The following is a 13,274-nucleotide window of genomic DNA, read 5'->3' as shown; positions in this document are numbered from 1 at the left end:
CGTCCGGTTCAGCCGCGGGCGATCGAGGTGCAGAAGTTCTTGACGATGCGTTTCCCCGGTTCGGTGAGAATGCTCTCCGGGTGGAACTGGACGCCGACGTGGGGCAACTCGGCGTGGCGAACGCCCATGACGATCCCCCGATCGTCGTCGGTGTGGGCGGTCTCGATCAGTTCTGCCGGTAGGTCGTCGCGTTCGACCGCCAGCGAGTGATAGCGACCGACCTCGAAGGGATTCGGCACGCCGTCGTACAGCCCCGTTCCGTCGTGGTTCACCGCAGACGTCTTTCCATGGACGACGTCGGGCGCGCGTCCGACAGACACTCCATGAGCGGCACAGAGGGCCTGATGACCGAGACAGACGCCGAACGTCGGGTACTCAGTCTCAGCGAAGATATCGACGGAGACGCCGGCCTCGGCGGGCGTCCCGGGGCCCGGGGAGACGACGATCCCGTCGGGATCGAGGTCGCGGACGCCCTCGAGGTCGATCTCATCGTTGCGTCGGACGATCACGTCGTCGAACTCGCCGACGTCCCGCGGCGTCGCCGCGGGGCCTGCCGGAGCGATCGCTTCGGCGACGTACTGAACGAGGTTGTACGCGAACGAATCGTAGTTGTCGACGACCAGAATCATCCCGCATCACCGACCGCGTCTGTCGCGGTCTCGAGGGTGAACGACGCCCGCTCGCCCAAGGCCTCGTCGACCGCCGTCACGAGCGCCCGTGCCTTATCGAGCGTCTCGTCGTACTCCCGATCGGGAACGGAATCGTAGACGACGCCAGCGCCGACGCGCAGGTGGTACTCCTCGGCGTAGCGGACCAGCGTCCGGATAACGATGTTCAGCGTCGCCCGGTCATCGAAGCCGAAGATCCCGATACTCCCGGTGTAGGGACCGCGTCGGGTCATCTCGAGTTCGTCGATGATATCCATCGTCCGCGGTTTCGGCGCGCCCGTGATTGTGCCTCCCGGAAACACTGCCGCGACGGCGTCGGCGATGCTCGCATCGTCTCGCAGGGTCCCCTCGACGAGGGAGACGAGGTGCATGACTTCCGAGTACCGGTCCACGCGGCGATAGTCCGTCACCGACACGGAACCGTACTCGCTGACCTTCCCGAGGTCGTTGCGCTCTAAGTCGACGAGCATCGCGTGTTCGGCTCGTTCCTTCTCGTCGTCGCGGAGATCGGCCTCCAATCGCTCGTCTTCGGCCGACGTCCGCCCGCGGGGCCTGGTTCCGGCGATCGGTTCAGTGACGAGCGAACCGTCGCGGACCTCGAGCAGCAGTTCCGGACTCGCGCTGACGAGGTCGACGCCCGGGAACTCGAGCAGTCCCGAGTAGGGAGCCGGATTCACGCGTCGGACTGCGTCGAAGACGTCGACCGGATGGGCGGCCGCCGGGGCGACAAGTCGATGGGAGACATTCGCCTGAAACGTGTCGCCGTCGCGAATGTATCGCTTGGCTCGCCGAACGCGGTTGGCGAACGCTGCTTGACCGCACTCGCTCTCGAACGCGGCCCGGGTCGCGTCGACCGGCGGACTGCGGTCTACTTCGCTGCCGTCGATCGCCGCCGTCGCCAGGGACCGAGCCCTCGCTCGACCGGTCTCGTAGGCGTCGGCGGGATCGTCGTCGACCACGGGACAGGCGGTCACTCGTAGTTCCGTTTCGCCGTCGCCCTCGCGCGGTTCGCTCCACGCGGCGACCCGATCGAAGACGCCCAGTTGAAGCCGCGGCAACCCGCGTTCGTCGGTCGTCCTCGACGACAACGACTCAAGTTCCCTGGCGACGTCGTAGGAGAGCCAGCCGAACGCACCGCAGGGATACGGAACCGAGCAGTCTCCGTGTACCAACCGCTCGCGCTCGAGGAGCGCGTCGATCGTTCGGATCGTCGGACTCCCGCCGTCCCGATCGACCGCGTTCGCAGTTACCCGAATCTGTTCGACGGGATCAACACCGAAGTAGCCCCAACCGGACTGCCCGCCGGTCGTCTCGAGGTAGAACCCGTCGGCCTCGTCGGTCCGGGCCCTACAATAGGCGTCGAACGGATCGGCGACGGAGACGCGTACTTCGACTGGGACGCGAGCACCATCTGGCGCGCTCTCGGAGGTCTCTACGAACGATTCGCTGTCTGTTACGACCGTGATCGTACTCATGGGAGATACCCGCTACCGGGACCAACCGCCCGCCGTCCCGGAAACGCTCGTATCAGGTGCGCAATCGGAGAGTATAAAAACGTTGTGCCACAGGAGGCAGCCCTCAATATAACAAGAACTTGATGATTCGAGAGAATTACCGCTCGCGGACGGGTTTTCTGGGGGAATATAAAGGGGTGGGCTATTCCTCATGTACCCTTATCCCAAATGAACGGATGTTTATTGATATCATGGGAGTTAGTGCCTTGATTGGAAATCTCTCTCAAACAATCGAACGATACGAGGCGGCCGGGGGCGAGATTCATCGCGTCGACGCGACGGTTCGAGGGGACAGTGATGAATCGAGCATCGCGATCGACGTTGTTGTTCCGCTGTGTTCGGACGCAGGGATGCCAGCCAGCGAGACCGAAGCGACACCACAAGCGGCGACGGTCGGGGAGAACGGCGGTCTCTGCCTCGAGTTTCCGCCGTCGGTCGTGCCGGAAATCGACGAGTTCGCGCCCGCGGACGCGTCGTGCGTCACGGAGGAAGCGACGGTTACCTCGGAGGGAACCGTCGTTGTCACGTTCGACCTCGGCCTGGAGGCGAACGGGGAGCCGAGCAGTGAAACGGCAAACGGGAACACCGAGTCCGAAGGGAGCGTAAGCGAATCGACTGCCCCCATCGAGTGCGACCGCTCGGATCGTGAGGCGTCGGTCGATTCGCTCGAGGGGACGGTAACGACCGGCGAGTCGAAGTCGGAATCGACGACCGAAAGCGAGGACGAACGCGCGCCCGAGCCCCGCGACCGATCCGCCTCGGGTTCGGCTCCGAACGCGGTGACGAGTGACGTCACGATCGACGACGAGACCGAGCGCGCACTCGCGGCCGCACGGAACGAAGACCTGTCGCCGTACGACGACGTCGAGTATCTGGAGTGTCTGTACGACTCCTTCGATACGTTCACCGCGATGGCGGAGGTGCTCGAGATGGATGTCGCGTCCGAGACCGTTCGGCGATATATGATCGACGCCGGCATCCACGAGCCAACGTCCTACGAAACGACCGCGACAGACGAGGACGACGCGACGACCGACGGTTCGGAAACGACGACCGGCCAGCAGGATTGCTCCGCCGCTGAAGACCGGGAGCCGACGACCGACAGCGAACTCGATCGATCGGCGGCGGCCGACGATTCAGCTGCATCCATCCCGGAGAAAGAGCTCGTCGCCGACGGGATCGGACTTCCCGAAGATGTCGAAATCAACGAACTGATGGACGCGATCGAGTCGTCCATGACGTTATACGACGTCACCCGGAAGCTTGGCCTCAAGCGCGGTCGGACCCGCGAACTGCTCGAGCAGCTGAATCTGCTCGATCTCGTCGTGAAACGCGTCTACCACTCGGACGAACCCACGCGACACCCCTCGCGACACGAGATCGCCGACCGGATCCGCGAGAGTGTCACCGACGACCAGTAATGCGAGCCGCCGTGGGACGACTCCCGAAGCGCCAGCAGTGCGTACCGCCCTTTCTCCCGCTGTTCCCGCCCTCTGGTACCCACTACATCCATGAGTCACCGAGACAGACTAGATGTCCACGACCGGGACATACTACACGGGATACCGGTTGACTCGTCTCGACGGGCCGCAATTGCCGTCCTCGATCGCGGCGCGATCAGTCTCGACGACCTTACGCGAGAAGTCGCGACGGTCACTCCTCGCGATCGGTCGCGTCCGTCTCGGGCCACTTCTCGTCAGGATCGATCGGTTTCACCGCGCGAACGAGTTCGTCTTCGGTGTAGTCGCGGTCCTCGAGTCGCATGCTCCGGATCCGCCACTGACGGCTCAGTTCCGGTTCGCCCTCGGGCCCGACTCGCCCGCCGTGAGTCCTGAAGAACGCTCCGTCGCGGTCGAGCCGCTTCCCCTCGTAGGTGTGCTGGTCGAAGATGGCGTCGTACTTCCCGCCGGGCTCGAGTTCGTCGATAGGATGGTCGTAGCGGGGCTTGCGGCCCTCCTCACGTGCGGCAGCGCGTTCTTCAGAGAGTTCTCCGAAGTAATCGTCGGCGTGTGCGGCCTCGCGAGACGACGGCGCTCGAGCGGCTGCCAGGGCCGCGTGGACCGCACAGAGCCGACCGCGCCAGGAATCTGCCGACCACCGTTCGCGGGCCAGTTCCTCGTAGCGAGCCACCGTGAGCGCGACTTCGTGTCCGGCGCGCAAGTCCTCGACGACGTAGAGGTTGATCCGGTCCCAGAAGTTCCAGGCGTATCCCGAACGGACCAGTTCCCACGCGGCCCACGCCGCGATCTCCTCGTCGGATCGCCGAACCGCCTTCTGGAGGAGACTCGAGACGACGTACCGGTTCGCCCCAGATTTGGTCTCGTTTTCACCGAGTTCGTCGCCGAAGTCGTCGCGCTCGGGTCCGGAGTCGGAATCGTCGGCGGTCGCGTCCGTCTCGTCGGTCCGGAGTTCGCCCTCGGTGCCAAACGTGGCCTGTTTCCTGTCGTCCATACTCGGTTCTCTCGCCCGTCGACAGAAATAGCTGACTGGTCCGACCGACGGGAGGGCGGGCGACTCACCTCGATCAACCGTGTCCAACGATTCCCGGAAACCGGTCGCGGTTCGGCCACCCGACTCGACTGTCGATACGCTAACGGCACCAGTGGTCTGTGAGAACGGACACCATGCACGGAACGTCCGATACTGCTCGCGTTAGTAACGATGCTTGCCTGGGGACTGTGGGCGGTCTTCGCCAGGCTCGCAACGGATTCCGTTCTGCTGGAGACGGCGATGGGTATCTCCGACGCGACGGGAACGCTTGTCGCCGGTACCTATATCGTTGCCACGCGGAAGATCCCGACGGCCATGGTCGACGACGGCTTATTCTACGCCGCGCTCGCCGGTATCGCCGTCGTCTTTCCGGAAGAAACCATGCAGACGACCGATACGGCGGGAATCCTCTTGACCGGGAGCGCCATCGCGCTGATCGCGAACTGACCGAGATTGCGGACGAGTCGAGCGGATCGCGTGCGCTCGCGAAACACATCGTGGCAGATTTGTTATTGATCAGGTTCGCGAACGCTGCGAAGCGGTCACCGGTCCCCGGTCGCGGTCTCGATGACGCCTTGCCGTAGTTCCGCTCGAGAGGGGACCCTCTGTCGTCGACGTCGGGATATCAGTGTGAGGCGCCGCCGGTCACGAACCGTGCACACTACGTTTGCACCCGCGTCCGAGCGCTCGGATTGAAGGCAGCCCCTTCGAACTCCGTGCGAAGCGACACGCTAGTCATCGTCGTCCTGTCCCTGTGGGCGTGAGGTATCGGTGTTCGCGGACGTGATCAACGTGTCCTCGTTCGTCAACGTCACCTCTCCCCGATAGTATTCGCGAGCGGTGACGTAACTCGCGTAGACGATCGCCAGGAGGAAGAGCGTGAACGGGAGCGCGAGCACCGGCGGGAACGCTTGCATCGCGTCGAACACCGGGAGTTCGAGCGTCATCACGCCGAGGAAAGAGAGCAGGACGCCCCACCACGCCCGGTTTCGAGCGTTCGGCTCTTCCGTGCCGAGCGTGATCGAAGAGAGGATGTATACGGCCGAGTCCAGGGACGTCACGACGTATCCGGCGATCACCAGGATGAGCAACGCTCCCAGCAGGGGTGCGAGCGGCGTGAGAGTGACCGCAGTCGCGATCGAGGCGGGGATACCGCCGCTGGCAAACGCGTCACTGACCGGCCCGACGTATCCCGGTGCGAGCACCCAGCCGCCGACGATGGAGTGCTGTATCCAGAGCAACACGCCGGGAATAACGACCAGGCAAACGAACGTCTCGCGAATGGTTCGTCCCTTCGACACGCGGGCGACGAAACTGCCGACGAACAGCCCCCACGCGGCCCACCACGCCCACCAGAAACTCGTCCATTGTTGCGGCCAATTGCCCGCAGCCGTCGGAGCGGAGTACAGCGAGAGGCGGAACATGTTGTTCAGCCACACGCCGCCGGCGTCGAGTCCGAGGTTGATCGTGAAGAGCGTCGGTCCGACCGCGAGGAGCAGCGCGAACGTGATCAACATGAGGACGACGGTGATCCGAGCCGCGTTGCGAATTCCGCTTCGCAGTCCCAACCAGACGTCCCCGAGGAAGACCAGTCCGAGAACGCCGAACAGTCCGTACGTGAACAGCGTCGAGGGAACGCCGAACACCGTATCCAGCAGGGCGGCGAACACCTGCGCGGAGAACCCGATAGCCGCCGCGACGCCGCCGATGATGGCGATCAGCGCCGCCAAGTCGACGGTCCAGTAGAGGAGCTCGTACCGGTCGTCGTCGAGGAACACCTTCAGCATCGAACTGAACTTGTACGAGTCCGTACCGCGCGTGTAGATGATCAGTCCGAACGCCAACGCGAACGGCGGATACCACATGGCGAGTCCCGGGAAGACCTCGTGGATGAACATGAACGCGAGCGCGAGCGCTTCGATCGAGGCCCCCGTGATCGGAAGCGGCTCCGGAGGCGGACTGTTCACGATGGAGATGGGCTCGCCGACCCCCCAAATGATGATCGAGCCGCTGTACCCGACCGTGAACACCATGGCGAGCCACGAGAACAGATCGAACTCCGGCTCGGCGTCCTGCCCGCCGATCCGAATGTGGCCGTATCGTGAGAAGACCATGTACGTCGAGAAGACGAGCAGCACCATCCCGAGTAACATGAACCACCAACCGAAGTAGGTCAACACCCATCCGAAGGCCTCGTTGAACGTATCGTTGAGGACCTGTGGGCTCCGAATCCCGATCGCTGCTAACGCCAGCAACGCCCCTCCCGTGATGAAGAACAGGAGCTTCTCACCGATATCTGCGCTTTCCAGGCCGAATACGTGCCAGAAGTTCATTGTTTTTCGGTGATTGAACTACACGTCTCCGTAATCGATCCCCGGTCCGATGCGTGACTCATGTTATGTATTACCAGTCCATCTGCTATCCCAACCGAGAGCGACTTATGCTTTTCGACCGTAGCGACGCTTCGATCGGAGCATTCGGCCGCGGATATCGAAACGAGAACCGTCGTCGGATGCGATCTCGGCGCGAACGACGGAGGATTCGGTCCCGTGCTCCATCTCTCGTATTCGAGATCGCTCGAGCGTGTCTCCGTCGCCTTCGGTCAGCGGTGGCGGAGACCGTCGCCTCGACCACGCCGCGATGTCACCATCTCGTCGGTCGCGACGACACTGTCTCTCTGAACCCTCCCGTCAGAGCTCCGGCTCATCGAGATTGACGTAGACCGATTTCGTCTGCTGGTAGTGGTCGAGCACCTCCGTCCCAAGATCTTTTCCGATGCCCGACTCCTTGAAGCCGCCGTACGGAGCCTGCGGCAGGATCGGGCCGTACTCGTTGACGTACACGAGCCCCGCTTCGATGTCCGCCGCCGCGTTGTGGACGACGGACGTCCGCTCGGTCGCGACGCCGGCCGCGAGTCCGAACTCGGTGTCGTTCGCGAGTTCGATCGCCTCGTCGTAGCTGGAGAACGTGTTGATCGTCTGTACGGGACCGAAGATCTCCTCCCGAGCGATACGCATGTCGTTCTCCACGTCGTCGAACACCGTCGGTTCGACGAACCAGCCGTCCCGGAGATCGGAATCGTCCGGCGGTCCGCCGCCCGTGAGCAGGGTCGCACCGTCGCTCTCACCGATGTCGATGTATTCCGTGACCGTCTCGTACTGGGACTCGGTGGTGAGCGGCCCCATCGTCGTCTCTTCGTCGAGCGGATCGCCGAGCGTGTAGGACTCGGCCTTCTCGACGAACCGGTCGACGAACTCCTCGTGAACCCTCTCGTGAACGATCGCTCGAGAGAACGCGTCGCAGATCTCCCCCGTGCTGTAAAAGATCCCGTCGGCGACGGCGGAAACCGCCTTCTCTAAGTCGGCGTCGGGAAACACGATAAACGGCGACTTCCCGCCGAGTTCTAACGTGACTGGGGCGACGTTTTCGGCGGCCGCCTGCATCACCCGCTGTCCGACGCCGACGCTGCCGGTAAACGAGATTTTGCGGACGCGGCCGTGCTCGGTTATTGCGCCACCTACCTCCGATCCGGTGCCGGTTACGACGTTGAACACGCCGTCCGGGAAGATACCCTCGGACAGTTCGGCGATGCGGATCGTCGTCAGGGGGGCCTCGGCCGACGGCTTGAGCACGGTCGCGTTCCCCGTCCCGAGCGCGGGCCCGAGTTTCCACGCGGCCGCCCAGATCGGGAAGTTCCACGGCGTGATCTGTCCGACCACGCCGTAGGGCTCCTTCCGCGTGTAGAGGTGCAGATCCTCGGACGTCGACACCTGTCTCCCGTCCTGACTCTGGCCCTGACAGACCGACGCGTAGTATTCCAGCGTTCCGATCGCTCCTTCGACTTCGCCTCGAGCTTGCGACATCGGCTTTCCGGTGTCTACGCACTCCAGGAACGCCAGCTCGTCGACGTGATCGCGGAGCACGTCGATCCATTCGAACATGCGCCGAGATCGTTCGGCAGGGGTCGTCTCCGACCATTCCTCGTCGAACGCTCTCCACGCGGCGTCGACCGCTGTATCGACTTCACTCGGGCCGCAGCGCGGAATCGCGGTGATCGGTTCACCGACGACGGGATCGACGGTCTCGACGACCTCGTCGGTCTCGTATCGAGACCCGTTTATCCACGAGTCGAACGTGCTGATATCCTCGACCCGGTCTCTGGCTTCAGCGTGATTCTCCTGTAACTGGCCGCTAACAGTCTCTGATGCCATCTACAGGAAGTGGTTTGTTACCATCCTCCATATATTTTAGCATAGGCTCATCACCGCTAGAGCTTCGCGTTCGAGAATCGGACCCGCGAACGAAACTCCTGCTACACCGTTCTCGATGATCGACGGGACTACCGATGACCGATGTCCGCGGCGGAGCGGTGAATCCGACGCGGTCGCGTCGGTTCGGAACTACCCGTCTCTTCCGTCGAAACCAACGCACCACCGTCGGCCGTCGCTCCGTTCGAGTCGCCGGTTCCGAACGTTCATCCTCCGGCAGAAGGCGGGGAAACCGAATCACTCCGACGGTATCGGAAACGGATGTGCTCGGCCGAGTCGACGGGTAACGGGGCCAACTCTCTCGATCGGCTGCGTTTCGCGATCCGCGACGATCAGTACGCGTCTCGAGCGACTTCCAGGAGGTCGTCGGCGTCCGCATCTCGAGGATTGTCGTGGATCTCGATCGTGTCCAACGACTTCTCCGCGATCGTGGGGAGATCGTCTTCCGCAACGCCGAGTTCGCGGAGGCTCGAGGGGAGATCAACCCTGTCGATGAGGTCCTCCACGGCGTCCACCGCTTCCCTCGCGGCTGCCTCGTCGGATAACCCGGACACGTCCACGTCCACGTCCATCGCTTCGGCGACTTCGGCGTATCGTCCGGGAACGGCTTCGATGTTGTATCGCATCACTGCGGGCGTGTACGCGGCGATGGCCTCACCGTGTGGAATGTCGGGATACATGCCGCCGGTCGTTTCGGCCAGGGAGTGGATCGCTCCGAACCCGGCGAAGTTCTCGCAGATCCCCGCCACGTGAGAGCCGAACATCATCTGTTCGCGTGCCTCCATCTCACCGTCCTCGTAGGCGGCGGGGAGGTGCTCCGAGACGAGTCCCATCACGTGTTTGGTCAGCGGTTCGACGAGGGGCGGGCGGGCGGAGGACACGTGATTCTCGAGCGCGTGGGAGAAGGCGTCGAAGCCGGTTGCCGCAGTCTGTCTCGGCGGGAGCGTCTCCGTCAGGGCGGGATCGACCAGCGATATTTCGGCGCCCAGGTACGGTCCGCTCGGGTACAGCGGCGATTGGCCGAGGGCCATCTTGAACTCGCGCTCTTCGTCGGTGATGACGGCCCAGTAATCGACCTCGCTGCCGGTTCCGGCGGTCGTCGGTACCGTCACCAGCGGGAGGGGGTGGTTCTCGATCGGTTCCTCCATCACCTCCTCGGCCGACGTCACTTCGTAATCGGCGATCTCTCCCGGATTGGTCGCCATCAGTGACGCACCCTTTCCGACGTCGATCGAACTTCCGCCGCCGACGGAGACGATGAAGTCACATCCTTCTCTCTCCAACAGTTCGGTCGCTTCGTCGACCATTCCGGCCGTCGGGTTGGGCTCGACGCCGTCGTAGGTCGCGTACTCGATGCCTTCGGCAGTGAGCGACGTTCGGATCCCGTCGACCAGGCCGGCGCCGAGGATCCCCTGATCCGTGACGATCAGCGCCTTCTCCCAGCCTTGAGAATCGACGATCGATCCGATGTTCTCGCTGGATCCGTTCCCGAATTCGACCCAGATCGGGAAGGTGAGCGTGTAGTCGCCGAGGCTCATCAGCGCTCACCCTCGCGTTTCGCGTCGAGAATGCCGGGTGATTCCGTGGCCGTACCGTCTATGGACGTCTCTCGGTCCGCATGGGTGACTTTCTCTCGCATTCCAATCGAGGATTCCATATTTTAGTATATAAATCTTAGTGTCAGGTCACGCCCAGTCGCGATTTCGCGACCGTCGCGTCTGCGTCCGTGTGACCGGCAGAAGCCCGCTCGCGACGAATACGATCCACCGGCTATACTACACCTCGCTCGAGGAGGAGCTCTCGGTTCTGACGTCCCCGTTAGCCGTCCAAACAATTCGTATACGGTAGATTGACAGTATCCCAGTCCGATGCGTTTCGAATGTGGAAACGGTCCCCGAGTAGCGATGATCGACGAATTCGCGAGTCGCCGTCTCGGAGAAGCCGCGTTCGATCCGCTACGGACCGTCACTACGGTCGTTCATCAACCGTCGCTCGAACGAGTCGACGGTCCGCTCGAGCACCGGAATGATATTTTGCTCGATCACATCGTCGGTGATGCGATAGCTCGGTCCCGAGACGCTCATGGCACCGATGGGCGGGACGTCCGGTCGCTCGACCGCCATCCCGACGCTGCGTAGTCCCTCGGTGAACTCTTCGTCGTCGATCGCGTATCCCCGATCGTCGACGCGCTCGAGTTCCTCGAAGAAGGCCCGACGATCAGTGATCGTGTTGGCCGTGTTCGCCGGTAGTCCCCACCGATCGAGGATCGCTTCGGTACGCTCCCGGGGCAATTCGGCGAGAATCGCTTTCCCGGACGCGGTAGCGTGCATGTGGTAATACGTCCCCATTCGGGCACGGTAGCGGTTCGAATCGCTTTCGTCGGGGTGTTTCACCCACTTGTGGTACGATTCCGAGATCGTGACGACGCGGCCGTGGTCCTCGATCACGAAATCGACCTCTTCGTCGGTCGCGTCCGTCAGTTCCCTCACGGCGTCGTCCGCGAACTGGTAGCCCACCTTTCGGCTCCGGGCGTGTTCGCCCAGGTCGAGGAATTTCGGACCGATGTGGTATTCGTCGCTTTCTTTCACCAGATAGCCGCACTCGTACAGGGTACTCACGTGCTTGTATACCGTGCTTTTAGCGAGCGATAGATCCTCGGCGAGCTGGGGGAGGTTCGCACCGCCGCGTTCCCGTATTCGATCGATCAACGCCAGCGAGCGGGCGGTCGTTTTCAATGTCGGATCCTTCGGTCGGTCCATCATGCGGAATGTCAATATATACCATGGTAATTAAGAATTTCGCAAATCGAAACGCCGGCTCGAATTTCGCTCCTCAGAGTAACTGGTGGCGGACCCGGGACTGTTATCTCAGTATTTCGACGATCCACAATTCATAGGGAGTGTTACCATTCATATATTCGAAATCACCCGTCGTTCACTCGCAGTTGGTGAGATAACACCACGGTCGCCCGAAAGCACCGTGATAACGCCTATGTATGGGGGCAGCTCTCGGTCTCGAGACCCGCTCGCCAATCACAGTGCCGAATCAAGCGTCGAGGAGCGAGTCGAACAGTCGGCGGGCGACACTGTCCTTCCCTCGGGTTCCGTTTTCAGATCCGCCAACCGGCCTCCTCTACGGTTGTTTCTCCTGTCCGACTACGGTACATCGGTCCTCCTCGGCCAGTCCATTACACGCGTACATCTGTAATTCTCCACATTTACGTCCGCCATCTCAGTATCAAGACCGATACATACGGCCCCTTCTCATCGGCGCGATAGGCAGTATCTGCCGCTAAGTCCTGACATCACGTACCGAACTGCAGGTCCGAACGAGGGCCACTGAGGTCGTGGTAGCCTGATAGGCCGCGGCGAACTGCGATACCGGAACTGCGATCCCATCGTCTACTTTTACGCATTCGAAACGTTCGGGCGATATTACGTCGGTCATCCGTGGTCGTACGTAGCCGGCAGCAGTTCTATGTCCTCCTCTTTTGTGCCGAAGTCGGAGTTCCGTTTGGAAACGTGGTCCCGAGATATCGTGCACCATCAACGAAAGGCAAGACTTCTAAGGTGTTGTGTTTCACAATCCGGGCGGACTGAAAGACGACAGTTTCGGGGGCTGTCAACTGTCACTACCTCATCGCTTCCGACGTGATTCGGACTTACATCAGACACCGGTCGCTAATTATGCATCTACGCGCAGTCGTACTGTTTTCCGACTACGTTCACCGCGAGCCGATCGTCAATCCACTCCGAGGGTCGGCACGTGCCCGCAGTGATCGCACATCGGCGTGGATCGTTCGTACGGTTCGACCACGTCTATTCGCAGTTCGGACATCGCATCCCACCCTTTGTGGCAACTCAGCACATGATAAGCGTGGGGGTGCTAAATGACGAGTCGTTATACCGGACCGTCGATAGCAGCAAACGCGACACTATGGGACCAGCAGACGGGTGGGCCAGTCTCCGACGGAGATTTACAAACAGTTTGTCGGCGAGGCCGGCCGCGACAGGTCGACGCAGACGTTGATCCCTACCGTAACCTCGGTGACTTCGGTAACCGCGTCATCAGTGTGATCGTGGATACCTTCAAAGACGGAAACGGGTTCGATCAGTTCTCCTGATCTTCCACTCGGTTCCACCGGCGCGGCACCGATTCAGTATACTGACAATTCGCTTCCTATCATGTTCGACTTCTCGCTGCCGGGTATCGTAGCGCTTCAAGAGCGTAAAGCGGCGAGCCGATGGCTCGAGAAAGTCGAATCGGTGTCGCAGAGTAATCCGATATTCGGATCTAGAAACCGGACATATAATGGGATTCTATATAACTGGTGA

At 61.9% G+C, this 13,274-nt stretch carries 9 protein-coding genes; 2 read left to right on the top strand and 7 right to left on the bottom strand.

Annotated features, from left to right (window positions below):
- Positions 1–8: 8 nt before the first annotated feature.
- Complete coding sequence (locus SM755_RS15650) at positions 9–629, bottom strand: aminodeoxychorismate/anthranilate synthase component II (protein ID WP_323173490.1); 621 nt, start codon at positions 627–629, stop codon at positions 9–11.
- The gene (gene pabB / locus SM755_RS15645; protein ID WP_323173489.1) at positions 626–2,143 is read right to left on the bottom strand and encodes an aminodeoxychorismate synthase, component I; all 1,518 of its coding nucleotides are present in this window, start codon (positions 2,141–2,143) and stop codon (positions 626–628) included. Before pabB ends, SM755_RS15650 begins: the two co-directional genes overlap by 4 nt.
- Before the next feature lie 230 nt (positions 2,144–2,373).
- On the opposite strand from pabB, the gene SM755_RS15640 reads away from it, so the two are divergent.
- The gene (locus SM755_RS15640) at positions 2,374–3,603 is read left to right on the top strand and encodes a hypothetical protein (RefSeq protein ID WP_323173488.1); all 1,230 of its coding nucleotides are present in this window, start codon (positions 2,374–2,376) and stop codon (positions 3,601–3,603) included.
- Positions 3,604–3,835: 232 nt separating this feature from the next.
- On the opposite strand, the gene SM755_RS15635 is transcribed toward SM755_RS15640, so the two are convergent.
- Complete coding sequence (locus tag SM755_RS15635) at positions 3,836–4,633, bottom strand: hypothetical protein (RefSeq protein WP_323173487.1); 798 nt, start codon at positions 4,631–4,633, stop codon at positions 3,836–3,838.
- 210 nt (positions 4,634–4,843) lie between these two features.
- On the opposite strand from SM755_RS15635, the gene SM755_RS15630 reads away from it, so the two are divergent.
- Positions 4,844–5,119 carry a hypothetical protein gene (locus tag SM755_RS15630; RefSeq protein WP_323173486.1) on the top strand — a complete coding sequence of 92 codons (276 nt, stop codon included), beginning with the start codon at positions 4,844–4,846 and terminating at the stop codon, positions 5,117–5,119.
- 284 nt (positions 5,120–5,403) lie between these two features.
- Here SM755_RS15630 and SM755_RS15625 read toward each other — a convergent pair whose 3' ends face one another.
- From SM755_RS15625 to SM755_RS15610, 4 genes are all read right to left on the bottom strand, one after another.
- A complete protein-coding gene (locus tag SM755_RS15625; protein WP_323173485.1) occupies positions 5,404–7,005 on the bottom strand; it encodes a BCCT family transporter in 1,602 nt (533 codons plus the stop codon).
- A gap of 357 nt (positions 7,006–7,362) precedes the next feature.
- Positions 7,363–8,883, bottom strand: coding sequence for an aldehyde dehydrogenase family protein (locus SM755_RS15620; RefSeq protein ID WP_323173484.1), 1,521 nt, complete (start codon positions 8,881–8,883; stop codon positions 7,363–7,365).
- Between the two features lie 389 nt (positions 8,884–9,272).
- Positions 9,273–10,478 (bottom strand): iron-containing alcohol dehydrogenase, encoded by a 1,206-nt coding sequence (locus SM755_RS15615; protein WP_323173483.1) that lies wholly within the window; start codon positions 10,476–10,478, stop codon positions 9,273–9,275.
- Positions 10,479–10,895: 417 nt separating this feature from the next.
- Positions 10,896–11,702: an IclR family transcriptional regulator gene (locus SM755_RS15610; protein WP_323173482.1), complete on the bottom strand. Its 807-nt coding sequence runs from the start codon at positions 11,700–11,702 to the stop codon at positions 10,896–10,898.
- Positions 11,703–13,274: the final 1,572 nt, after the last annotated feature.

The sequence above is a fragment of the Natrialba sp. PRR66 genome (assembly GCF_034808065.1).
Taxonomy (GTDB): Archaea; Halobacteriota; Halobacteria; order Halobacteriales; family Natrialbaceae; genus Natrialba; species Natrialba aegyptia.
This window is presented reverse-complemented; position numbering and strand designations above follow the sequence as displayed.

Bases quoted from the DNA above. Each gene is read 5' to 3' on its own strand.
- SM755_RS15650 (WP_323173490.1), bottom strand. From the start codon at position 629: ATGATTCTGGTCGTCGACAACTACGATTCGTTCGCGTACAACCTCGTT.
- pabB (WP_323173489.1), bottom strand. From the start codon at position 2,143: ATGAGTACGATCACGGTCGTAACAGACAGCGAATCGTTCGTAGAGACC.
- SM755_RS15640 (WP_323173488.1), top strand. From the start codon at position 2,374: ATGGGAGTTAGTGCCTTGATTGGAAATCTCTCTCAAACAATCGAACGA.
- SM755_RS15635 (WP_323173487.1), bottom strand. From the start codon at position 4,633: ATGGACGACAGGAAACAGGCCACGTTTGGCACCGAGGGCGAACTCCGG.
- SM755_RS15630 (WP_323173486.1), top strand. From the start codon at position 4,844: ATGCTTGCCTGGGGACTGTGGGCGGTCTTCGCCAGGCTCGCAACGGAT.
- SM755_RS15625 (WP_323173485.1), bottom strand. From the start codon at position 7,005: ATGAACTTCTGGCACGTATTCGGCCTGGAAAGCGCAGATATCGGTGAG.
- SM755_RS15620 (WP_323173484.1), bottom strand. From the start codon at position 8,883: ATGGCATCAGAGACTGTTAGCGGCCAGTTACAGGAGAATCACGCTGAA.
- SM755_RS15615 (WP_323173483.1), bottom strand. From the start codon at position 10,478: ATGAGCCTCGGCGACTACACGCTCACCTTCCCGATCTGGGTCGAATTC.
- SM755_RS15610 (WP_323173482.1), bottom strand. From the start codon at position 11,702: ATGATGGACCGACCGAAGGATCCGACATTGAAAACGACCGCCCGCTCG.